Source organism: Paenibacillus anseongensis (genome assembly GCF_009757995.1).
GTDB classification, from domain to species: Bacteria; Bacillota; Bacilli; order Paenibacillales; family NBRC-103111; genus Paenibacillus_E; species Paenibacillus_E chondroitinus.
In genome coordinates this window covers 582,591-605,023 of sequence record NZ_WSEM01000008.1, presented here as the reverse complement: position 1 = coordinate 605,023, position 22,433 = coordinate 582,591, and the positions used below count along the sequence as shown (strand labels likewise).

Here is a 22,433-nt window from a genome sequence, read left to right as displayed (position 1 = left end):
TGGTGATGACAATCAGAAGCAAAACAAACGAAGGAGCGCTTGTTCAAGTGTGTTTGTGACGAAGCCGTATTTAGTGCGAAGCGTATCTGCCCTTATTGTATTGTTGGGTTTTTGACACGGGGAACATTTTATTCTCTAAAGTCTTCGGCTAAAATCAAAAACGCGCCTGAAACCATAATGGTTTTGCGCGTTTTTTTTGGAAGAATACGGTCTCAGGACGGAATATTCATAGCGATCTGAATATTTTTCAGATCGAGCTGAATTTGCTCTGGAATATGGTAGGGATGGTATAAGCCCCGCTGCATCATGTAGTTTGTTATCTTTTCATGGGAGTCTATAGCTTCGTCGAGCTGTTTCATCAAAATTTGCTTGATTTCGGGGGTGGCACATTCCGTTACCGCCATGGCGTAGTTTCTGACTCCGCTCTTGGCGTTCATCAAAAAATCCATTGCGATAACGTCGTCGGTTAGCGTGTGAAGCCCTGTCATGTGTTCTACTATTGTGTTCATGTTTTATCTCCTATAGGGTCACTTTAGACAGCACTCCACTGAGCTCCTGAAGCTGCTGCTGTGATAATTGAACGTCTTGCTGCAAAATTTGTATGAGCTCAGGGTCGGTTACCAGAGCTTGCATGGTTTTGGATTTGGTCATGCAAACGGTCTTGAACGCAGCCATTTCATGAACCTCCAGCATCTCATGCAAGGCGTAATTGGAATTCATTTGGATTGTCCCCCCATTTATTCATCCATATTCAAGGTTTTAAGACGACTTTGATGCAATCGTCCGTTTTCGTATCGAACACTTCATAGCCGCGCTTGGCCTCACTGAGCGGAATGACGTGCGTAACAACGTCTCCAGGGTCCACTTTACCCGACTTAACCAACTCGTACATATACGGCATATAATGAATGACCGGAGCTTGTCCGGAACGGATATTCACGTTGCGCTGCATGATGTCGCCGAATGGGAATCCATTATAGCGTCCGCCGTATACCCCAGTGACTTGGATGGTCCCGCCTTTGCGTACAGCCTGAGACGCAATGATAAATGCGCTCATGGTGCCGCCTTGCAGTTTCAAACCGCTGGCTAGAAATTCGAGATCGCTCATCTTGCCGTCCATTCCTACCGCATCAATCACGACATCGGCGCCGCCTTTGGTCATTTCCTTGAGATTGTTACCGATATTCTTATCCTGCTCGAAGTTTACGATTTCAACATGGTTCGTTCGCTTCGCATGCTGTAAGCGGTAATCGACGTAGTCGACGGCGATGACCCGCTTTGCTCCTTTCAGCCAGCAGAATTTCTGGACAAGAAGTCCGATCGGACCGCAGCCGAGTACGATGACTGTATCTCCATTCTTGACGCCGGCATTGTCTACGCTCCAGAACGCCGTCGTCATGGTATCGGCAATCAAGCTTAGCTTTTCATCCGGTTGCTCGCAGTTTTCAGGAATCTTGAAGTGGGTGAAATTAGCAAACGGAACTCGTAAATACTCGGCTTGCCCGCCAGGGTAACCACCGGTCGTTCCGGAGTAGCCGAAATATGCGCCCATATCCCCGTGTTCGTTTGAGTTGTCGCACTGGCTTTCCAACTGATTCTTACAATAAAAGCATTCTCCGCATGCGATGTTGAAAGGGATGATCACCCGGTCGCCTTTCTTTACCTTGGTCACTCCAGGTCCTACTTCTTCTACAATCCCCATCGGTTCATGCCCGATGACATAGTTTTCCTGAAGGTTAGGGATCATCCCGTGAATCAGGTGAAGGTCCGAACCGCAAATGGCGGAACTGGTAACCTTTACGATCATATCGTCCGGTTTCTCAATCTTTGGATCCGGCACCTCTTTGACCACGACATTTTTAATCCCTTGATAAGTTACCGCCTTCATGCTTTATGTCCTCCAATATGTTCATCTGGGGTCCGATCAAACATCCCTTTACGCGACGTATCACCCGGGAACAAATTCATCTGCCCGATCATCACCGTATTTTTCGCTGAAAGCTGGTCGAGTTGGTACTGTTCATTCAGCTCGTAAGGATGGAACCATTTTTTGCGAATCATGAGCTCCGTGATTTCTTGGTGCATTGCAATCCCTTGCTTAAGATGATTGCGTAGCAGCGCTCTTACATCCGGAGAAGCCGTTTCCGTCAGGGCGATGGACAAATTCCGCACACCCTCCTTAGCACGAAGAAGGAAGTCCATTGCAAAAGTCATGTCTGCCATTTCCGGCATATTTAATGAATTGATCGGGTCTAAATAATCGGTGTTCATTGGCGCTCCCCTTTAATGTGTGATAGGTGTCGGGCTATTTGGAACAGGTGCTTGGAATGGGGATCTTGCGTAGATGGCCTGGAGCTCGGCAATCTGTTTCGTGGATAGAATGACGTCCTTCTGCATTAACGCTTTAAGCTCTTGGTCAAAGACCAAGCCTTGCATAAGTTTTGACTTAGCGAGGCAAAGCGTTTTAAAGTTTAACGCTTCATGCAGTTCCATCGATTCGTGCGGCGCTAGCGTTGGCGTATTCATTGAGAAATTATCTCCTCCTTTTTTTCATCTAAGTTAGATTTACCTCCGCATTGGATCTTATACTAAAATTTAATTGCCGGAAATGTGGGGTCCGAATATTCCCATGCAGTCGTAAGAATATAAACAAAATCTCAACCGCATACTTATTTCTGTATAATATTTCGTTTAAGTTATTGATCTTTGTTTAAGGAAGGAGGACTTACCTTGCCCAATGAAAACAAAATTGATCTAGCAACCGAAAATGCAAGAAAACCGGCGGAAGGTGCACTTAACTCGAGCGGCAATACGCTTGAACAGCATGCATCTAACGCGGTTTCTGAGGCGCAAACGGCTTTAAATCAGGCGATAAGCTCGATAAGTGAATCTAATGCGTCAACAAATTCACAAGCTTTGGAGACGGCCCGGCAGCAATTGACCCAAGCAGAGGAATTTTTAGATCAAGCACAGACTTCAGCAAACGCATTACGTCTGCCGGACCAGCACAGCGAATCATGACAAGCGAAAGGGAGACCCTTAAGGGGACTCCCTCTTTCTTTTGCTTCCTATTATTACGGGTTGGTTGTTTAAATGCCGACGTTCTTCGGCACCATGCGCGGCGGCAGCAGGAGCTTAGGAACGTGTCGTATTGGATGCGTTCTTTTGTTTTGCCGTTTCCACTCGTATCATGGTTCCGAAGTAGATCACGCAGAACGCTCGAGTCATCAGGCATGTGAGGAAAATAGTGGCCCACGACCAAAAACAGTTCCAACGAACATACCGAATCAGATCTGTATATTGTACAAGCAACACCTCAACTATCGTCAGTACAGTAGCGAATAATACGTAATAGCCGAATTGAATCCAGCCACTCCGATGGCTCGGATAATACACGTTAAACACCGCGCATGTCATCGGATAGGCCATATATTCGTAGGTGAAGCTCGTCCGGTTAACGTCGGCAAGCTCCCTTACGGGATAGGCGAGAAGTTGGAGTTCGACCACGGCATGACCGAAAATACATGTAATATACTGTTTGAACAAAAAAGCGACCATCGCCAATCGACGTTTCTGCCGCGGGATAATGAGAATCAATGACAATGAAAGGATCCACACGGAGACGATAATGCCGTATTGCAGCAGCAAACTCATCGGTCGCTCGCCTCCTTTCTGAAAACTTTGCGGTTTCTAAAGAACCAGCTCGCTATGCTGTGGACGGATAGGAATATAAACGATAACACGATCGCCATCAAAATCCAGTGAAAATGTACATAATCCACCAAATCGGTATATGCGGCTAGCAACCCGTCAATTAAGGTGAGCAGTGAAATCCAGGCGGCAAAGTAAAAACACTTCGTCAACTTATTCGAACGAGGTCTGAAGATATAATAAAGTCCGCTCGCAACAGGCGTCCACACCACTTTGAACGTGATATTCAAATCCGAAGCTTTGGGAAATTCACGCAACGGGTAGGCCACCAGATCAAAGTGAACGAGCAGCATTTCTACCGTCCATACCACAGCCTGACACGCAAGAAAGCACAGCACAAATTCATGAGCTTTTGCTCTTGGAACAAGAAAATAGATGGTGGTTATACACACAAACCAGACTAGCAGCAATAAATTTCGTTCGATGTTCATGGCCATAGCTTGTACAAGGAAGGAGGCTCCTATGTAAGTGTACTTCTTTTTATTCACACTTTCGTGGGCGGTGATACTTAGGCAAAAAAATACAACACCGTTTACTCGTTGTCCGTCATAGATACGAACTTGCGAGGTTCCCGTAATATTATTTTATTATCCAGGCAATTGAGCCACATTCAGTCATATAAATAGGGGAAAGCAGTTCGAAACTGTTGAGGAGGATTTATACAAGTGATGTTACCGAGTGAAAAGTATTTCGGTAAGTTTGAGGCGGTTTTTTTATTTTACGGAGCCATGCCTACAGGCGTTGCTGTTTCTGAAACCGGGCGTATTTTCATTTGCTTTCCCAAATGGGGAGACGACGTTAAATTTACGGTGGCTGAAATCGTACACGATACATTACAGCCTTATCCTAGTTTACAAGCTAATGTGGTAAGCCCATCGAATATCACAACGTCCCTCATTAGTGTGCAAAGTGTCGTTGCAGATGGAAATGGTACGCTTTGGGTATTGGATACAGGAGCTCCTAATTTCTCAGAACCCATCAAAGGGGGTGCGAAGTTAGTCGCTATTGATTTAAATTCAAATACTATAAAAAGGGTATATACATTTACGGAAGATGTTGTCCTGCCAACCACGTATCTGAATGATGTCCGAGTTGACTTTCGTGTTGGTAAAGCAGGTTATGCTTATATAACGGATTCATCTTCCCGAGGACCAGGAGCCATTATTGTCGTTGATTTAGAAACCGGTTATGCCTGGAGAAGGTTAAATGGGGCAAATTCAACTTCGCCCGATCTCTATCTCTTACCGAAAGTTGAAGGTAAAATCCTGATGAATCGAAACAAAGACGGATCTACTTCACCCTTTAGATTGGCATCCGATGGTATAGCCATTTCCCCGGACGGCAAGATGCTGTATTTTTGTCCTCTCTCCAGTCGTCATCTGTACTCGATTTCAACGGAAGCCCTAAGAGACCGAACGTTACCGGATATGCATTTACAGTATCACGTGAAGTATTGGGGAGAAAAAGGCGCTTCAGATGGAATGATCACCGATGCAAAAGGAAACGTTTACGCTGGAGACTATGAAAACAATAGTATTCGTAAGATATTGCCGAACGGAATAATGGAAACCATCGCACATGATCCGAGAATTTTATGGCCGGATACTTTTTCTATTGGTCCAGATCAATACTTATATTTCATCGTGAACCAATTACATCGGCAGGCAAGATTTCATTATGGAAATGACCTGCGGCAGAAGCCTTATAGTTTACTCCGTATGAAAATAGACGAACCACCTGCTCCTACCTTTTAGTAAGTATTTCGCTTTACAAAGTTGACTCTATTTGCTCTGATGAAGACTATCCAAAATATCATCCAGTTCCTATTCAAATTCAAAATCAACAATCGTTGAAAAAGAGTTCGCACCCATTTACGAAAAGACTTGATAAATAAACTGTTGACAATGGCGGTTATTTTTGGCAATGATTAATCCATTTTTTGAAAATAATGTAGTGATATGTTGAATTTTGTATTATAATAGGATCCCATGCTAACCAGTTGCCGATATACCACTTGAAATACTTTGCGCCCGGAAAGGTGGCTTACTCGGAGTTTTTATCGAGTAAGCTTTTTTTTATAAGTAGATAAATATCAAAGATAAATATTAAGGGGAATTCTATAATGGGTTTATTTAAATCAAAGCAATTAAAGATAGATTCTTTAAATCGTATAAATAATGGTTCCCTCCTACCACCAACAGTTAACATTCTCGATAATATAACCAATGGTTTCTTTATTGTAGATCAAGATTGGACTATTTCTTATCTAAATAAATCAATGGAGAATTGGGTTCAAAGAAGGAAAGAAGACCTTATTGGATACAATTTATGGGAATCCCTGCCTGAATCCATTAATACTAAATTCTACACAAATTATCATAAAGCTATGGAAGAACAAGTCTCTATTACTTTTGAAGAATATTATGAGCCAACAAATGAATGGCTTGAAGTTAGATTGTTTCCATCAGATAGTGACTTGATTGGTTATGTAAATAATGTTTCAGAACGTAAAAACTATGAAAAAACTATTGAACATATGGCTTATCATGACTATTTAACCGATTTACCTAATAGAAGGTGCTTTGAACAAAAATTGTGTGAGCAGTTACGAGAGGCACATCAAAAACAATACTCATTTGCCATCATCACCTTAGATTTGGATCGTTTTAAATATATTACCGATACACTAGGGTATATAATCGGAGATCAATTAATTAAACAGTTTTCAACACGGCTAATACAACATATAGGGCAAAAAGGATTTGTTTCCCATGTAGGGGGAATTCAATTTACCATAATGCTGCACGAACAATTTAATGACATTCAATCAGTCGGAATAATTGCTCAAGAAATCATCAAAACAATTGAAGAATATCCTTTTTATCTGAATGATAATCAACTTTATTTGATATGTAGTTTAGGAATTTGTTTTTATCCACAACACGGAAAAGATGCAAGTTCCTTATTAAAAAATGCGAATATAGCCCTTAACAGTGCTAAACAAAAAAGCATAAATCGGTATGAGTTTTTTAATCCTGTGATGGATATTGAAGCTTTTAAAAAATTTTCCCTTGAAAAAGACCTACGCAAAGCAATAGAAGAAAATCATTTAGAAGTATACTATCAACCACGAGTCTGTGCAAAAACAGGTAGAATATTGAGCGCTGAGGCACTCGTTCGTTGGAATCATTCCGAGTGGGGGATGGTGGCTCCAGCAGATTTCATCCCTTTAGCGGAGGAGACGGGATTAATCGCTCCACTGTCGGAATGGGTTGAGAGAGCAGTTTGTAGTCAACTAAAATCTTGGCAAGAACAAGGGATCAGTCTCGTACCCATTTCGATAAACGTTTCTGCCCACCGATTTTTATCAAAAAATTTTATTAGTACCATAAAGAAAACTTTAGAACAAACACAATTAGAAGGAAAATGGCTGGAAATGGAGATTACAGAAACATCCATTTTAGATAACCAAGAACTTGTGGACTCAACGATAACCGAGATAAAGAAACTTGGTATAAAAATATCTTTAGATGATTTTGGTACGGGGTATTCTTCTCTTGCATATCTAACTCGATTCAAAGTTGATGTATTAAAGATTGATAAATCTTTTATCAGGGACGTTACCATCAACCAAGCCAATGCTACTGTCGTCAAAACCATCATCCATTTAGCGCATGGGTTAGGGATGAGAGTAGTAGCTGAAGGCGTGGAAACGAAGGAACAATTAACATTTGTAAAGCAACAAAATTGTGATGAAGTTCAAGGGTACTTATTTAGTAAGCCTATTGTTTTCGAAGATTTTTTAAGACTACTCGCAAATCGTATCATAACACCAGTTAAAGGAAGTCCGTTAATGGGGTTTGAGAACAAGCGGAGATATTCCCGTGTGGCTCTCTTTTTTCCTTTGAGTTCGCAAATGACCATCATTAGGATTAAAGATCACGCGATTAGTTTGGGAAGTACAGAGGTATTAATAGAAGACATTGGGATTGGTGGACTTCGTTTCTTATCATACCTTAGTTTAGCTATTGATGCAGACATCGTATTTGAAATGGAGACAGAGATTTTAGGTGAACTCATTAAAGTATCTGGATCTATTGTTTGGCAACAAGAAATAGAAAATGGAATCTATCAATATGGTTTAGAATTTACTATCCACGAAAAAGAAAGAGATCGATTAGCGCCATTATTGAATAAATTGGACATGCAGATTAATAAAAACCCTCTTGTTCCCAATTGTAGATTTGTTAAGATGGATAGAATCAATTATATAAAAAATATTGTAACTAAAAAGTAAACATATATGGAGTCCCCAAAAACGACTTATATTTATAATAGTTATAAGCTGACGGCAATCGAAAACTTCGTAACTACCAGGAAAATACGTGAAACAATCGATGAGCTTTTTTTATATTGTGTTAATACAGAATGACTCGCTGTATGTATCACCAGTTCCAAAAAATGATGGTATATAGAACCGTTACTACGCTAAAGGATACGATAGCTTAATAACCAGGGAGCAGCCCGCCACCCGGCGGCTGCTCCCTGGATTCGTTTAAAGTAACGGGAAGTTTTGCGTGATTTAATTAATTAATTAATTTCGGAAAATCTATAATTCATAAAATGATTAGCTAATTACTGAAGTTTTTATCCTTTGCAAGTTTTTCTTTATCCAAAGTTGTGGGGGGGTGTTCCATCCATTCATTTTTAATCATAATATCTGCTCCATCCTTAGCATATTGAGCAACTTCAAGAGATAAACGTTCATAATTCACGATAAGATCACTTCTTTGACTAGCAGATGCTGAAGTTGCGTAATTTCCTGACCCGGCAGCACTTAACAAACTCATATGAAACATTGTCAACTTGTCTGAAAATGGAGGCGTTGTTGAATCCGTTATGCAAACGTCTGATGAAGAGGGTGCTTGTGTATCATTATCGATTAAAGAACTTGAAAATATCTTAGCATGTTTGTTGGAGATATCTTTTCCCCTCAACATCCATGTCTGAACATCACTATTTGGCGATATTTGAGCAAAGCTTAGTGCTAATTTTGATCCAATTTGGTTAGTCAAAATATTCATATATAAATGGGATATTTCAATTGCATTTAGTGGACGTTGTTTACTAAAAAAAGAGAAACCGCTTAAATATTTATTAGTTTCTACCATTGTGGAATTCATTGGATATGCAATATATGGTGCTCTAATATACAATCCTTTTTCAAGTAATACATCCGTACTTTTAACAAATAAATCGGATGTTTCTTGAAGCCCTGTAGTGAAAAACGTTTTAATGTCTTTTCTTGCACCCATAGAAACAAAGGCACTGTATGCGAGTAGTCCTACTTTAGCCATATGCGCTAAATATTGAAGCATAAAAGGATCTGTATATAACCTTGGAGCATTTATATTTACATCTTTATTTGTAAAACCAATAGGTAAAGGAATTTTTTCGTTATTGAATATTTCGGATAGTTTGCCTATACGAGTAGTTGAAATGTCATAGGCGAACTGGATAACAGATTTAATTTCATTATCTTTTACATGACTTAAAAAATAGCCAAGAATACATGTAGACATAGTATCATTCATATATTCGCTCCAAATGCACGCTATCTCAGCGGAAGTTAATTGGATGTAATTTTCATTTCCTGTCATTATTCAAACCTCCAAAGTGCATTTAATTGGTTAAATATATATTTTGCAATTAGACGTATATTTATGATCAAGAAGTCAATTTATTCGAAAGGCGTCTATCCATTTTTTGCATAATCCATCAACTTCAAGGAAAACATACCCATATCAAATCTATCGGGTAATTGGGTGAAATTTATGTTTTCTCTCTTTCGTTTTCTCTTCAAATCAAGTCCGAGACAGAGCGCAGCGGCAGCAAGCCAATCTTCCTCCTATCTGCTTGTGCCCGAACTTGCTCAGATGCAGCAACAACTGCTAGCAGCATTTCGCATGTTTCCGGACTTCGTCTCTCGGACATTGCCGACGCAACCGTCGATCGGTGTGTTTTACCTAAGTCAATTGGTGGACGATGATGTCCTGCTGCAAGCACTGTTGCAACCTTTGCAGCAAACAGATGGTTCAAATACGCCAGAGCGGTTGGCTGAGCTGCTTCCGAGCTGCGAACTGCTCCCGGAAACGGATTGGGAAACGATTCAGCAGTATATACTGCACGGTTGGACGTACATTCATGTACAGGGACATGCGATTGGCGTCTTGGCTAATACGGCAAAGATTCGCGAGCGCACACTGATGAAGCCCGAAAACGAAAGTCAGATTTTGGGCCCACAAATTGCGTTTACGGAAAACTTGACCACAAACATTGCACTTATCCATCAGTATTTGCGTGACCCCGATCTTTGTGAAATTAGCATGAAGCTTGGGAAAAAAACGCAGACGGAAATTCGACTCCTCTTTATCAGCAACCGTGCTGACGCCGAAATCGTCAAGTATATACATGATAAACTGCAGGCCCTGGAACTGGCAGCAGTCATAGATACGACGATTCTCGTGCAATGGCTGGAAGATAGCCCAAGTTCGTTCTTTCCGCAAGCGGTGACCACCGAACGTTTGGATCGAGCCATTTTTCCGCTTCTCGAAGGTAAAATCGTAATAGCCGTTGACGGCAGCCCTCATGTCATGATCTCACCCTCAACGTTCTTGGACTTTTTCAAATCCATTGAGGATTATTATGCTAGATGGATTATCGGTTTGTTTCTGCGAGGATTGCGAATCATTGCTATTGGTATCTCGTTCTATGCAACTGCAATCTACGTGGCGGCATTGACGTTTCATTACGAAATCATTCCACAGGCAGTACTAGTCCCCCTGGCACAGTCACGGTCGAGGGTGCCGTTCCCACCACTTGTCGAAGCGCTTATGCTGGAAACGATCATTCAACTGCTCAGTGAAGCAGGTGCAAGACTTCCAACAAAAGTAGGCCAAACGATGGGCATCGTAGGCGGTATCGTCATCGGGCAAGCCGCTGTACAAGCCGGTTTTACAAGCAACATTTTGATTATCATCGTTGCCCTGAGCGCATTGTCCTCTTTTACAACACCGATTCTGTCCATGGCTTTCACGATTCGGATCATCCGATTTCCCATCATTATTTCTGCCGGTTTGTTAGGGCTGTTCGGCATGGTGTTTAGCACGACGCTGCTTGTAATCCATTTGCTGCGTCTGACAAGCGCTGGACATCCCTATTTCTACCCGCCATATGATATCAAGGAGAAAAATAAGCGTGATGGCATTCTCCGTATCCCGTTTCCTATGGCGCCTAAGCGGTCGGTGTTCGCCGATATGGGGGGCATGCCTCGGAAGGGAAGTCCGGATATCGATGAATAAATCACGAATACCCTATATGTACAGCAGCTTTCTGCTGATATTTTTGGTGCATGACGCTCAAGTGGGAGTCGGACTCCCCGGGTTTCAGCGAATTGTGTACAGGGATGCCGGACATGATGCTTGGCTTGCCGTTCTTGCGGCGGGACTGGTCAATCAGCTCATTGTATGGATCATGATTAGAACGCTCAGGAAGTTTGGGGATAAAGACTTGTATGACATACATGTCATGGTGTATGGCAAAACGATTGGATATGCGATGAACCTGATTTATATCGGGTACTTTCTATTTGCAATGGTCATTGAGCTGCGCAATTATGTGGAAATGATTCAGGTTTGGCTGTTTCCCGCTGCACCGCAATGGGTGCTCTCCCTCTTAATAGGCTGTGCCGTATTTTACGGTGTGAGAGGTGGGTTACGGACCATTGTCGGCACAAGTTTAGTATTTATCTGCCTAACGCTTTGGCTAAATCTACTACTGTATTTTCCGCTGAGGTATTCGGAATGGACTCGGCTCCTGCCGCTGATGGAAGCAGATGCTGGACAATTTGCAAAAGGGATGCTTTCAAACTTTTTTACGATGACGGGCTTTGAGATCCTGTATTTCATCTATACATATGCGAAAGACAAGACGAAAGTCCAGCTCTATGCACAGCTAGGGATTTTTAGCGTGACGATCGTTTATACGACGGTCATGATTGTGTCGATTGTGTTCTTTAGCGGCGGTGAGCTGTTAAAGACGAATTGGGCCACCTTTACCATGCTGAAAGTAATCAAGTTTCCTTTTCTGGAACGTTTTGAGTTCATTGGCGTAAGCTTGTGGTTGATGGTGATTTTGCCGAATTTACTATTTTTCTGCTGGGCAGCCTCCAGAGGAGTTAAACGAATCTTTGCTTGGCAGCAAAAGTATTGGCTTTATCCAATCATCGGCGTCGTAACGGTTACGTGCTCCTTTATCGATACTCGGCTTCAGATCGAAGCGCTTAACGACTTTTTTGCCAAAGGGTGTGTCTACCTCATCTATGTGTATCCTTTCATTTTATATGTAGCTGCTTGGCTTTATGGCAGGAAGCACAAAACGACGTTGCTGGCAGGTGAAACGCAATCATGAAAAAGTTCAATGTCATTTTCTTCTTGGTGTTGGTGATGTCACTGCCGTTATCCCTACATTTGAAGAAAAATGTTCTCGAAGACTTAGGCATGATCATTGCAGCAGGATACGATGAGCTGGAAGGCGACAGCATTAAAGGGACGTATGTTTTGCATCAAATTGACCCCAACTCCAAAACGCCAGTCATGCGGCTGACATCGGAAGCCTTAACCAGCAAAGGGGCTAGGGTTGCAGCCAACCGAAAATCGCATAAGAAACTCGTTTCCGGCCAATTGCGTGTGGCGATTTTTAACGAGAAGCTTGCCAAAAAAGGCGTGTTACCACTCGTAGATACGCTGTTTCGCGACGCATCCGTTTCGAGCACCTTGTATATGGCGGTGAGTAAAGGCGATGTGGAGGACATCCTCATGCACAAGTATCTGGATATCCCGGATGCCGGTGCTTATATCGTCGAGAACATTCATCAGAACGTCATTCGGGAGCAATTCATTTCGAGTACGCTGCATGAATTTTTGTCAAATTACTACTCGCTGGAGGATCCAATGATTCCATTAATTGAGCGAAAAGGGGAATCAGTCGAACTAAAGAATGTAGCTGTTTTTCGCGGTGATCGCATGGTTGGCACGGTGAATCCAAACGAAACATTTTATCTGAAACTCATCAGGGACCGTTATAAGGCAGGCAGCATTGAGGTGTCTCTGGATCGTGAGAATTTAGGAAAAGTCGCTTCGCAAATCGACGAGAAGCAAGTTCGTATTGTCATTGAAAACATCCAGAGCGACAGTAAGAAAAAGCTCATTAGCCAGTATCCGCTCAAGTTCCGAGTAGATGTTCGGTTGAAAGGTATGCTGACGGAATCCTCGGCGCAGCTTGATCTTGGCAAGCCGGCGGTGATCGCAGCACTCGAACAAGCCATTACCCGCAAATCGGAAGCCGATGTTCAACGACTGTTCGGGCGGCTAACTGCGATGCAATCCGATCCTGTTGGATTCGGCGAGGTGCTCCGAAGCCAAGTCTACCGCGCACATCTGACGAGCGAAGTCTGGCGCGACATGTATAAGTCCGCTACCTTTGAAGTGCATTTCGATATTCGAATCGTGAGGTCAGGGCAAGTGGAATAGATTGGAATGACTTTACTGTAAGCAGGAAATGGATACAAGAACGTCGGCTGACAAGAACATTACCTAATTAAGTGCCGCGAAAATCGCGGCTTTTTTGTTTTATGGGATAAAGTTCTTGTCAAAACCAAATGACAAGATCTTTATCCCATTCCCGACTAACCGGCAGCATAGTTCAACAACATTAAGTGAGCAAATCGCCGCGGCGCTGCTCACTTTTTCATTTTTAATACATTGATAATGATATTTGATCGCTGACTACCAAAACAGACGATTCGTTTTTTGTTATCGGGTCATCAGAATAACATCAGTCATAAATTTAGGGATTAAATGGTAAAATTAGTATCTGTACTTAATCAACGTTGAAATATAATATCCAAACAGTCAGACGTTGATTATAAAGAGGGCCTAAGTGGAGGCATTTCGTAAGAACTAGTCCCGTAACTCGAACATGTTCGCAGCCAAGAGATTGACTTTGATATCCAGCTCAAGCTCCGGAATATCTTCATTGACGGTCAAGCCTTTACGATAGCAAACTTCGTTTAAGGAGTAAATGTCAACAGATCGTTTCTTGCCAAGTTCATAGGTTTTTGTAATTTCATCTACGACGTTTTTTTTAATCAACATATTCATTTCATTCAGCTTGAGCGGTTTCTTCTGCTCTCTAATGGAGGCGTCCATGCTAATTTCAATCTTAACGATTCGTTTATCATTCTTATATGCGGCTGTTTTCTTTACCTTATTGTTCTTTAAGGCAGCTGTTCCAATAAATATGCCATGATCGTCCTTGATGGGGAGTATACCGCGTAATGTTCTCTCTTTTAACCATTTCACTCCGCTAGCTTCTTTACGGTTGAATCTGACTTCGCTCTTTCCCTTCTTCAAAGCAACAAGACCATCCACGGTTGGCAGCGTAAACGGTTTACCGTCTTTATCCCAGCTCTCGGAGAGTTTTATATGATCCAACAGCATGGTTTCGAACGGCTCTCTTGAAGATCGTATGAACCTCTGATAATTCAATGGCTCAAAAGAGGATTGCATCTGCTTATATAAAAGATTTGGTTGATAGTACACTGTGTTAATCGAGGAGTTTCCAGTAATCGGCTTTGTGCTTAGAATCTTTCTAAGGTCTTCATTCGTAGCAAATACCCAGGGTGTATAGCGTTGATCGCGTGTTCGCATCAAGTCGTCATGGATATTGAAAATCCCCTTAGCAAGCATACGATCGCTAAATATAAACGCTTTTGTCTGTGTCCAATCCATTCTCATCTGACTTTCCTTCAGCAGATCGAACATCGCCATCCCGATACTTTCGCCTTCGCCTACTCCAACAACAATCGGATTCGGGGTGTTTCCGCTTCCTTCTTGCTTCGCCATGGACGCGAGATCATTTATTTGCGCATAGATTTTATATTTTCCGTCGATATAATCGATGCCGATCATATTAACGAAATTAAAGTATTGAATGTTCTTTCCGTCCCAGCATCCACAAAGGAATAACATGATGCAGCCGACCAAGGTAGATTTCCAGACTCTATTCATGACTTTCCGTCCCTCATCCTCGTATCGTCCTGCAAATGTAAGTTCTGTGCACGTTTTTTCATTTTATTCGCCGGTTTCCTAAGCAGAGCCCCTGTGATATCTGCCCAAGATGGCGGTGAAAGCGGAGAGAGATATGGGATCCCGAACGATTTGAGATCGGATAAATAGGCGATGACGAAGAAGATAGACAGGAAGAACCCGAACATCCCGAGAAAAGAGGTGATGATCATAATGGCGATGCGTGCAATTGATACGATGCCGCTCAGCGTCGGATTCACCAGCGTGTAGCCGGATATTACCGTGGTCGCGGCCACGACTGTTACTGTAGGGGATGTAATACCGGCTCGTATGGCGGCATCGCCTACGATGATACCGCCGACTACGGTTACGGTTGGGCCTACAGATTTCGGGAGCCGCAGTCCTGCTTCTTTAAACAACTCAAACAAGATGAGCACGATAACTGCCTCTAATGGAAGTGAAACCGGAAGTCCGATGCGATTTGTTGCGATTGTTGCTAACAAAGGCAATGGAATCTGCTCGAAATTGAATCCGATCAGCGCGATGTAGAATCCTGGCAGGAACAAAGCCAAATACCAGCCAAACATTCGGATTAGCCGTTGAAAAGAACTGATCACCGCACGGAAATAGCCGTCTTCCGGTGATTTTATAAGCGATGTAAGTGTAATGGGGGCGATAATGGCAAGTGGCGAACCGTTAAGCAAAACTACGAAACGGCCGCCGATCAAGTACTCAGCAGCAAAATCGGGCCGCCCGGTATTGTCAATAAGCGGTACTACCGACATAGTCTTATCCGAAATTGCTTCTTCCAGCTGAGAGCTCGTAATAAGCGCATCGATGTGGATGTTCTGTAATCTTTCTCGAGCCTCATCGACAGCCTCCTTATTAACAATATCTTGGATGTAGAGCAAACATATCTCGGTCTGACTCCGGACACCAATTGTAAAAGATTCCACTTTGAGTGTCGGAGTTAGCAGTCGCTTGCGGATTAGCGCCACATTGGTCTTGATGCTTTCGGTAAATCCGTCGCGTGCTCCCTTGGAGGACGTTTCCGTCACTGACTCTTCCGGGTCTCTTTGAGGCGGGTCTGCGACATAGTGCAGATAAAAGCATTCCGTTTCCATGTCGAAGAGAAGTAAGTTGCCACTAAACACATATAACGATAGCTCATTCTTCCAATTCGATGTTAAAGTGGCTTGGTGCTGCCTCAAAATGTCTGCACTGCATGTGCTCATTTCATTGATTTGCTCCCGATTGGACATGCCTTGGCAGAAAATGAACAGAAAACCACCGATAGGTTCAAGGCTAACATCGCCGCAGTCCTCAAATAACTGCCGTATGTCGCTTTCGCTTATTTTAGCCATTTTGCTTCACCGCCTTCTTGTTCTTTCCTGCCCAAAAACAAATTAAGAGCACTAAGCTAGTGACACCGCAAAATAGACTGGAACTCGTATAATAGGTTTTTACATAATCGTGAAACTTTATATCCGACAGCTTAAGCTGATTGATTACAAATAGAAATAAAGAAATCAGGATGAATAAAATTTCTGGATGCCTCCATTTTTTCACCCACAGAGTGTGAATGATGTAGATCGCCAACGAAATTCGTATAAACGCACCGGCTAACCACTGATAAATGGACAAAAAGTCGGTTTGACTTAGCATACTTCCGATGGATGCCATGCGCCACTGCTCGTAAGCCGGGTATCGCAGTTTCTCGGCTTCGAACGGACCGAACATGGCTATTATGCCTGACAATGGTCCGAACGTTAGCTCAATCAACATAAGAACAACCAGTATCATATTCATTCGAGACAGCTTGCCCTTCACATTGTCCTTGAGAAAGAACACGAGGAAGATCTCCGTGATCCCCGATGTTGTGTACCATGCGCCATTTGTGATAGATAGCACTGAATTTTTGAAGATAGGGAACATATAGTTGTAGTCTTTATATTGAAAGTTTACTGTCATAATATAAAAACCGAATAGAACGATCCAGGGAAGCAGAATACCATTGGTGATTGCAATTGCGGCCAGTCCCTTTCTTGCCGTGTAATAACTAATCCCGATGAGACATATGCCGACTACCCATGTTGGGGTATAAGTGAGGTATGATGTATTTGACCACACGATCGTATCCCGTATGCTGATGCTAGCCTGAGTTAAGAAGTATAACGTGAATAGAACTGTGAAAATAAGCCACACCAGTGAATTTGTTTTCTCTTTTACCCAGGTGGAGAGCGAAGAGGGGATCTGTTTGTACATATATACATACAACAGGCCAAGAAGTAAGGAAGGTACAATGGCTGCCAAGACAGAGATCCATGCGTCGCGATTCGCGGTATCTAACAATATTGGAATGAGGATGACATGGTTGGAGATTCCGATATATGTAATCAGGAGCATAGACAACTGGAAGGGTGTGATTTTTCCGTTCAAACAAATCAGCTCCTTCTTACGATGGCGGTATACTTAAATTTTCCAATTACATATATTTTATTCACGTACTAGTGTAAGATGGCAGATTGTACAACGGCTTGGGAATTAACTGCCTTGTGGGTATGGATGGCTAAGAAATCCTAGAAAAGCTGTTTACAACAAAGTTTACAATCGGACGATTTTTGATATCTTTAATTTTATGAAAAATATATTCAAATAAAGAAAAGCCTCAGATCCCAATTATGGGAACGAGTTTTTTTTGTTTAGACGAGTCCCGTGCGGTGAGTCACGGTTAGAAGGTAATAGAAATCATAACTACGACCATCAGGGGAATCCATTAAGTTACATCTTACAGTGCATTAACGGCGTTTGCCCGTCGATGATCCTGAATAGGAGGGGGTTATAAGAAAGGAATTATAATTGTCGAACAGAAGAAAAGGGAGATTGCAGAAATTGAAAAAGAATTAAAAGCTAATATCACACCTATTGAAGAGCTTGTAAAAAGGTTGGAAAGGTTAGAGATACAAAGGACAATAGGCATTAAACTGTTGAGATCTGGCGGTTAATCAAATCTCACAGCAGATGACCACCCCATTAATTTGCATGTCGTTGACACGCAAATTATAGAGCGCCAACCTTTAACGCTGCTCAATTTCAAGCAACAGCTAAACTTGAATTTACAGGACTGGCGCGTCCTTCTGAACCAAATGAAAGGGAATTTAAAAATTGAAATCATGCACCCACTGGTTATGTCACCTCCCTTTATCGCGAGATTCGATCCTTTCACTGGGCTTTTTGTATGGCATTGTCACATGCTCGAACATAGGATTACGATATGAAACGACCATTTGAAATCGTGAAGGAGAAAAATAGAATTATTTTTTCACTTAAGTAAGAAGCAGTTTTTTTTATGTCTGTCTTATTAATTCAAAATTGAATCTAGCATTATATTCTCCAAGGAAATCTACGTTGCTTCGTGTCCACAATGTCAAAAAATTCGACAACACCGGAGAAGATCTGGAGGACTTGATCTCGATCGGAACGATCGGCTTGATCAAAGCCATCGAGTCGTTCTCCCCGAACAAAGGTACAAAGCTGGCGACTTTTGCGGCGCGTTGTATTGAGAACGAAATACTTATGCATCTTCGCTCATTGAAGAAAACACGCAAGGATGTGTCCTTGCATGATCCCATCGGAACGGACAAAGAGGGGAATGAAATCACTTTGATTGACATCCTCGGTACGGAAGCCGACGATGTCGTAGATAAAGTGCAGCTCAAAATAGAGAAAAGTAAGATTTATCGGAACTTAGAGATTTTGGATGATCGCGAGAAGGAAGTCGTCGTCGGACGGTTTGGGCTTGAGTTAGGCGGGGAAGAGCGGACGCAGCGGGAGATTGCGAAGGAGCTGGGCATCAGTCGCAGCTATGTGTCACGGATTGAGAAGCGGGCGCTGATGAAGCTGTATCATGAGTTTTATAAGGCGAAGCGGTAAGGTCGGCTAGGTTGATGAATCGCTTACTTCATTTATTGGTTGCAGATAATGGAGGCGAAGGGAATGACCTTAATCCAGATCGAACATGTGAGTAAGAATTATGTGATGGGTGGGGAAACAATTCAGGCATTGGATGATATTTCCCTGGAAATCGATCATGGCGAGTTTGTGGCGATTATGGGCCCGTGAGGATCGGGGAAGTCGACGCTCATGAATATCATTGGCTGTTTGGATATTGCAGATCATGGGGATTATGTGCTGGACGGGAAGGAAATTAACCAGCTTAAGGATGCTCAGTTGGCTGAAATACGGAATCGGAAGATCGGATTCGTTTTTCAGAGCTTTAATTTGCTGCCACGGCTTAATGCATATGAGAATGTAGAGCTGCCGCTCATTTACCGAGGGATGAGCAGGAAAGAGCGGGAGCCGCTTGTCATGCAAGCATTGGAAGCGGTTGACTTAGTAGATCGCAGGCGACATCTGCCCTCGGAGCTTTCCGGCGGGCAGCAGCAGAGGGTTGCGATTGCCCGGACGTTGGCCGGGGATCCGGCGATTATTCTGGCGGATGAGCCGACAGGAGCGCTGGATTCAAAGACGGGCGTTGAGATTTTGGAGATTTTTAAGAGATTGAATGAGCAGGGCAGGACGATCGTTTTGATTACGCATGATCTGGTGATTGCTCAGCAGGCGAAGCGAGTTGTGCATTTTCGGGATGGGCGGTTGAGTGAGGTTTGATAGGTGGATGCAAGCACCGGGACTCCGATGGAGTGCCGGTTTGTTTTTTTTTACTTAGGTATTGGGATTAAGCTAACGGGCAGAATTCTTCAGTAAATGGTAATTATCTGTTACTATATATTGGTATGCTTTATCAATGAATTCATAAAAATGCGAGGAGAATTGAATGATTTACTCGATCGAAGATTTGATTAATCTCTATGAAAAAGGAGAAAGAAGAAAATTTATTTTCTTCTGGGGTCATACACCTCTTTCTGATGGAAGTATCAACCAGAGTTGCTTCAGTCAGTGGTGGAATTGTCAGTTCATTGTTAACGGCGAATCCTATAGTTGTGCAGAACAGTTCATGATGGCAGAAAAAGCAAGGTTATTTGGCGATAGAGCTATGTTAAAAGCAATTATGAATGCGCGGCATCCTAAAGAGATGAAAGATTTTGGTCGATTAGTGAAGTCCTTCGATGGGGCTATTTGGGAAAAGCACTGTTATGACATTGTGAAACGTGGAAACTATGCGAAATTTGAGCAAAACTCAGATCTTTGGAATTACATGAAAACTACAAAAAATCGAATATTGGTCGAAGCGAGTCCTGTTGACCCTATCTGGGGTATTGGGCTAGCAAAGGACAACCCAGACATAGAAAATCCGTTGAAATGGAAAGGGAGAAACCTGCTTGGATTTGCATTGACCGAAGTACGCGATCAATTATTGCAAATAAACCAGGGCTGAATCCCTAAAGAGTATTATGGGTGAGCACTCGTTCAACTAACGGAGAACGTTAGTTGAACAAAGACAGCGACAGTCTAAGACTTTATTTTTGAAGTCTCGGGCCGCCGCTGTTTCATTTTTTAGTCAGTCTAATACTCATTTTTCAAAGTCTGGCGTTTTCAATCTCCATAAACCACGTTAAATCAAGCCCCACAGTCTAAAACTTTAATTTCTCTGGACAGCAACAGGGGCAACTATGAAATACTGCCGGATTTTCTGATACCAGCACACACTGGGCAAAAACAAGTATCGACAATACTTTAGAAGCCGGTTATGTTGATGGCTATCAAGACGGCACATTCAAGCCAGATTATAAATATAAGATGTAAATAGATAAAGATTAGAAACGTTTTTTCAAAAAATAATTTCCAGGGATATGCAGTAGCTTCTCCTTGGACATTATTGTTTCCTATTTCTTTTTTAAAGCATCTGGATAAACAATAGTATTGAAGATAGCACCTGTCTCAGCATCTTTTAAAGAAATTGTAACCTTATAATTATCTGCTGAAGCCCCATTAAATAATTGATAAAACATACTTGTCATGGCGATACCAAGGCCAGCCATGCCATCCATACTATTTTTAAATGCATTTTGGTCAACAGTAATTGTAAACTCTGATAATGATTTATTGCTAGTTATATCCTTAATTGATTTGAAGTTTCCGCTAGTTTTAATATCGTCGATATTTTTAAGAAGAGTGGTCTCCATTTGTTTCATCATTTCACTATGTTTGGCTTTAGACATGGTATATGTAAGGGAGCCATCATCATTTTTGACAACCTCACTTACACCATCAGCTTTGGCCTTTGCGATCACTTCGTCTAAGTTTGCCCCGTTGAACATATTTGACGGCATTGTCACTTTGACATTCAAAAGACCCTTATCTACTTCTATTGACTTTACTTCTGTTGTTGGTGGATTAGTAATTTTTGAAATTTCTGTTTTGGGCTGCTCAGTAGTTGCTGCTACAGAACCTTCTCCATTTACTTCTGTCGTTGTCTTTGCACATCCTGACAAGATAATCACTAAGAGCATTGCAAGTAAAATAATTTGATTCTTGGCGTTCATTAACCCATTCACTCCTAAATCTATTTTGTAAGTTTTTTCTTACTATAACAGATATTACGAAAGATTACATCGTAAGTGATGAAAGTAAGGATACTACACGCTGTTTCTAAACTTTAGGCATCCTATGGAACGGCCGAATCTAGTCTAGTCAGAATGGCAAAGATAACTTCAATTGGGCTGTATCCGGTTAATGGATTGTTTTGCCGGTATAGTAAATTGCCGCTTCGTCTTGGAGTTGTAGAAGAAGGTTAAATATTTATGTATTTGCATAAATAGATGCTAAGTTTTGCTCGCTTCATATTGGATGAGCAGGGAGATATAACTAAATAAAGAGGATGTAGGGTTACTTCTGTAGAATAGTAAGAAATTACATAAAAAGGGGATCATCACTTCAACTATGAAAAAACTCTTAATCACAGCTATTACTATTACATCAAGTGCAATTGTTCTTTCCGCTTGTACTACAGAATCAGCTTACAAAAATTTAGAGAATCAGAAGCCCGTTCAACAAGCGATAACGGCTTCCACACCTGCACCAACAGCTACTCCTGCACCGACACCTACGCCACCTAAGCTGATTCCAAAAGGTGAATCCGGTACAATTGGTAGCTTTGAATTAAAAGTCTTGAAGAACACTGCTACCAATAAAGTGGATAAGAAAACAACTGATAACCAATTTATCCTAATAGATATTGAACTAAAGAACGTAGGTAAAAAGCCTGAAACCATGATGGACGGTAACTTTGTTTTGATCGATGACAAAGACCGTCAGTACAAAGCTAACAGCCTTGACATCCTACCGTGGAGTGGTGAGTATAAAATGTTAAGCTATGATCCGATCAATCCTGATCTCAAAAAATCAGGTACGATAGCTTTTGAAATACCGGCTGACGTGACTAGATTTGGACTAGCCGTTCGGGATAACATGTTTGACTTCGGTGGGGCAAAGTACATTTTCTTTGAAGTTCAGTCCTAATAACGATTCTGACAGTAAATCGCCCTATACATCACGGTTTAAAAAAAGTGAAGTCAATAAAGCAAGATGCTGCCTCCCTCCTTGGATATTTTTTCT

General features: G+C 42.1%; 21 protein-coding genes and 2 pseudogenes. 11 read left to right on the top strand and 12 right to left on the bottom strand.

The features are described 5' to 3' along the window. Positions 1 to 212: 212 nt before the first annotated feature. From GON05_RS10360 to GON05_RS10340, 5 genes are read right to left on the bottom strand one after another with little or no spacing between them, the layout of a single operon-like run. Positions 213 to 509 carry a spore coat protein gene (locus GON05_RS10360; RefSeq protein WP_157319062.1) on the bottom strand — a complete coding sequence of 99 codons (297 nt, stop codon included), beginning with the start codon at positions 507 to 509 and terminating at the stop codon, positions 213 to 215. A gap of 10 nt (positions 510 to 519) precedes the next feature. Then, positions 520 to 720 (bottom strand): hypothetical protein, encoded by a 201-nt coding sequence (locus GON05_RS10355; RefSeq protein WP_157319061.1) that lies wholly within the window; start codon positions 718 to 720, stop codon positions 520 to 522. A 31-nt stretch (positions 721 to 751) separates the two neighbouring features. Next, on the bottom strand, positions 752 to 1,888 hold the full coding sequence (locus tag GON05_RS10350) for a zinc-dependent alcohol dehydrogenase (RefSeq protein WP_157319060.1): 1,137 nt from the start codon (positions 1,886 to 1,888) through the stop codon (positions 752 to 754). Further along, a complete protein-coding gene (locus tag GON05_RS10345; RefSeq protein ID WP_053376866.1) occupies positions 1,885 to 2,271 on the bottom strand; it encodes a spore coat protein in 387 nt (128 codons plus the stop codon). Before GON05_RS10345 ends, GON05_RS10350 begins: the two co-directional genes overlap by 4 nt. A gap of 12 nt (positions 2,272 to 2,283) precedes the next feature. Further along, positions 2,284 to 2,526 carry a spore gernimation protein GerQ gene (locus tag GON05_RS10340; RefSeq protein ID WP_157319059.1) on the bottom strand — a complete coding sequence of 81 codons (243 nt, stop codon included), beginning with the start codon at positions 2,524 to 2,526 and terminating at the stop codon, positions 2,284 to 2,286. A 204-nt stretch (positions 2,527 to 2,730) separates the two neighbouring features. Between GON05_RS10340 and GON05_RS10335 the strand changes: the two genes are divergently transcribed. Next, positions 2,731 to 3,021 (top strand): hypothetical protein, encoded by a 291-nt coding sequence (locus GON05_RS10335; RefSeq protein ID WP_157319058.1) that lies wholly within the window; start codon positions 2,731 to 2,733, stop codon positions 3,019 to 3,021. A gap of 114 nt (positions 3,022 to 3,135) precedes the next feature. Here the strand turns inward: GON05_RS10335 and GON05_RS10330 are convergent, their stop codons facing one another. Next, positions 3,136 to 3,654: a CBO0543 family protein gene (locus GON05_RS10330; RefSeq protein ID WP_157319057.1), complete on the bottom strand. Its 519-nt coding sequence runs from the start codon at positions 3,652 to 3,654 to the stop codon at positions 3,136 to 3,138. Then, positions 3,651 to 4,142: a CBO0543 family protein gene (locus GON05_RS10325; protein ID WP_246238964.1), complete on the bottom strand. Its 492-nt coding sequence runs from the start codon at positions 4,140 to 4,142 to the stop codon at positions 3,651 to 3,653. Before GON05_RS10325 ends, GON05_RS10330 begins: the two co-directional genes overlap by 4 nt. Before the next feature lie 228 nt (positions 4,143 to 4,370). Between GON05_RS10325 and GON05_RS10320 the strand changes: the two genes are divergently transcribed. Both GON05_RS10320 and GON05_RS10315 read left to right on the top strand, forming a co-directional pair. After that, positions 4,371 to 5,465 (top strand): L-dopachrome tautomerase-related protein, encoded by a 1,095-nt coding sequence (locus GON05_RS10320; protein WP_181646282.1) that lies wholly within the window; start codon positions 4,371 to 4,373, stop codon positions 5,463 to 5,465. Positions 5,466 to 5,833: 368 nt separating this feature from the next. Continuing rightward, positions 5,834 to 8,008, top strand: a complete 2,175-nt coding sequence (locus GON05_RS10315) for a GGDEF domain-containing phosphodiesterase (protein ID WP_157319056.1) — start codon at positions 5,834 to 5,836, stop codon at positions 8,006 to 8,008. A 334-nt stretch (positions 8,009 to 8,342) separates the two neighbouring features. On the opposite strand, the gene GON05_RS10310 is transcribed toward GON05_RS10315, so the two are convergent. Next, a complete protein-coding gene (locus tag GON05_RS10310) occupies positions 8,343 to 9,371 on the bottom strand; it encodes a DUF3231 family protein (protein ID WP_157319055.1) in 1,029 nt (342 codons plus the stop codon). Positions 9,372 to 9,545: 174 nt separating this feature from the next. Here GON05_RS10310 and GON05_RS10305 point away from each other — a divergent pair, with 174 nt between their 5' ends. Genes GON05_RS10305 through GON05_RS10295 form a run of 3 tightly spaced genes read left to right on the top strand, consistent with a single transcriptional unit; the run spans position 9,546 to position 13,301 of the window. Then, complete coding sequence (locus GON05_RS10305) at positions 9,546 to 11,072, top strand: spore germination protein (RefSeq protein WP_157319054.1); 1,527 nt, start codon at positions 9,546 to 9,548, stop codon at positions 11,070 to 11,072. Continuing rightward, a complete protein-coding gene (locus GON05_RS10300; protein WP_157319053.1) occupies positions 11,065 to 12,180 on the top strand; it encodes a GerAB/ArcD/ProY family transporter in 1,116 nt (371 codons plus the stop codon). Before GON05_RS10305 ends, GON05_RS10300 begins: the two co-directional genes overlap by 8 nt. Beyond that, a complete protein-coding gene (locus GON05_RS10295) occupies positions 12,177 to 13,301 on the top strand; it encodes a Ger(x)C family spore germination protein (protein WP_157319052.1) in 1,125 nt (374 codons plus the stop codon). The genes GON05_RS10300 and GON05_RS10295 overlap by 4 nt, the downstream gene beginning before the upstream one ends. Before the next feature lie 429 nt (positions 13,302 to 13,730). On the opposite strand, the gene GON05_RS10290 is transcribed toward GON05_RS10295, so the two are convergent. The 3 genes from GON05_RS10290 to GON05_RS10280 are packed head-to-tail and all read right to left on the bottom strand — an operon-like array spanning position 13,731 to position 17,297. Beyond that, on the bottom strand, positions 13,731 to 14,840 hold the full coding sequence (locus tag GON05_RS10290) for a Ger(x)C family spore germination protein (protein WP_157319051.1): 1,110 nt from the start codon (positions 14,838 to 14,840) through the stop codon (positions 13,731 to 13,733). After that, a complete protein-coding gene (locus GON05_RS10285; protein ID WP_157319050.1) occupies positions 14,837 to 16,222 on the bottom strand; it encodes a spore germination protein in 1,386 nt (461 codons plus the stop codon). The genes GON05_RS10290 and GON05_RS10285 overlap by 4 nt, the downstream gene beginning before the upstream one ends. Further along, positions 16,215 to 17,297, bottom strand: a complete 1,083-nt coding sequence (locus GON05_RS10280; protein ID WP_157319049.1) for a GerAB/ArcD/ProY family transporter — start codon at positions 17,295 to 17,297, stop codon at positions 16,215 to 16,217. The genes GON05_RS10285 and GON05_RS10280 overlap by 8 nt, the downstream gene beginning before the upstream one ends. Positions 17,298 to 18,230: 933 nt before the next feature. On the opposite strand from GON05_RS10280, the gene sigK reads away from it, so the two are divergent. The 4 genes and pseudogenes from sigK to GON05_RS39265 all read left to right on the top strand — a co-directional run. Beyond that, positions 18,231 to 18,791 (top strand): RNA polymerase sporulation sigma factor SigK, encoded by a 561-nt coding sequence (gene sigK, locus GON05_RS10275; protein ID WP_309491792.1) that lies wholly within the window; start codon positions 18,231 to 18,233, stop codon positions 18,789 to 18,791. 48 nt (positions 18,792 to 18,839) lie between these two features. Then, positions 18,840 to 19,526 (top strand): annotated as a pseudogene (locus GON05_RS10270) (ABC transporter ATP-binding protein). 166 nt (positions 19,527 to 19,692) lie between these two features. Beyond that, complete coding sequence (locus tag GON05_RS10265) at positions 19,693 to 20,253, top strand: NADAR family protein (protein WP_157319048.1); 561 nt, start codon at positions 19,693 to 19,695, stop codon at positions 20,251 to 20,253. 263 nt (positions 20,254 to 20,516) lie between these two features. Continuing rightward, a pseudogene (locus tag GON05_RS39265) lies at positions 20,517 to 20,621 on the top strand (S-layer homology domain-containing protein); the annotation flags it as partial. Positions 20,622 to 20,701: 80 nt separating this feature from the next. On the opposite strand, the gene GON05_RS10255 reads toward GON05_RS39265, so the two are convergent. Next, a complete protein-coding gene (locus GON05_RS10255; protein ID WP_185157203.1) occupies positions 20,702 to 21,361 on the bottom strand; it encodes a hypothetical protein in 660 nt (219 codons plus the stop codon). Between the two features lie 397 nt (positions 21,362 to 21,758). Between GON05_RS10255 and GON05_RS10250 the strand changes: the two genes are divergently transcribed. Further along, on the top strand, positions 21,759 to 22,337 hold the full coding sequence (locus GON05_RS10250; RefSeq protein WP_157319047.1) for a DUF4352 domain-containing protein: 579 nt from the start codon (positions 21,759 to 21,761) through the stop codon (positions 22,335 to 22,337). The last annotated feature ends 96 nt before the right edge of the window (positions 22,338 to 22,433 follow it).

Bases quoted from the DNA above. Each gene is read 5' to 3' on its own strand.
- GON05_RS10350 (WP_157319060.1), bottom strand. From the start codon at position 1,888: ATGAAGGCGGTAACTTATCAAGGGATTAAAAATGTCGTGGTCAAAGAG.
- GON05_RS10305 (WP_157319054.1), top strand. From the start codon at position 9,546: ATGTTTTCTCTCTTTCGTTTTCTCTTCAAATCAAGTCCGAGACAGAGC.
- GON05_RS10290 (WP_157319051.1), bottom strand. From the start codon at position 14,840: ATGAATAGAGTCTGGAAATCTACCTTGGTCGGCTGCATCATGTTATTC.
- GON05_RS10300 (WP_157319053.1), top strand. From the start codon at position 11,065: ATGAATAAATCACGAATACCCTATATGTACAGCAGCTTTCTGCTGATA.
- GON05_RS10255 (WP_185157203.1), bottom strand. From the start codon at position 21,361: ATGAACGCCAAGAATCAAATTATTTTACTTGCAATGCTCTTAGTGATT.
- GON05_RS10330 (WP_157319057.1), bottom strand. From the start codon at position 3,654: ATGAGTTTGCTGCTGCAATACGGCATTATCGTCTCCGTGTGGATCCTT.
- GON05_RS10355 (WP_157319061.1), bottom strand. From the start codon at position 720: ATGAATTCCAATTACGCCTTGCATGAGATGCTGGAGGTTCATGAAATG.
- GON05_RS10295 (WP_157319052.1), top strand. From the start codon at position 12,177: ATGAAAAAGTTCAATGTCATTTTCTTCTTGGTGTTGGTGATGTCACTG.
- GON05_RS10310 (WP_157319055.1), bottom strand. From the start codon at position 9,371: ATGACAGGAAATGAAAATTACATCCAATTAACTTCCGCTGAGATAGCG.
- GON05_RS10345 (WP_053376866.1), bottom strand. From the start codon at position 2,271: ATGAACACCGATTATTTAGACCCGATCAATTCATTAAATATGCCGGAA.
- GON05_RS10265 (WP_157319048.1), top strand. From the start codon at position 19,693: ATGATTTACTCGATCGAAGATTTGATTAATCTCTATGAAAAAGGAGAA.
- GON05_RS10360 (WP_157319062.1), bottom strand. From the start codon at position 509: ATGAACACAATAGTAGAACACATGACAGGGCTTCACACGCTAACCGAC.
- GON05_RS10285 (WP_157319050.1), bottom strand. From the start codon at position 16,222: ATGGCTAAAATAAGCGAAAGCGACATACGGCAGTTATTTGAGGACTGC.
- GON05_RS10325 (WP_246238964.1), bottom strand. From the start codon at position 4,142: ATGAACATCGAACGAAATTTATTGCTGCTAGTCTGGTTTGTGTGTATA.
- GON05_RS10315 (WP_157319056.1), top strand. From the start codon at position 5,834: ATGGGTTTATTTAAATCAAAGCAATTAAAGATAGATTCTTTAAATCGT.
- GON05_RS10340 (WP_157319059.1), bottom strand. From the start codon at position 2,526: ATGAATACGCCAACGCTAGCGCCGCACGAATCGATGGAACTGCATGAA.
- GON05_RS10250 (WP_157319047.1), top strand. From the start codon at position 21,759: ATGAAAAAACTCTTAATCACAGCTATTACTATTACATCAAGTGCAATT.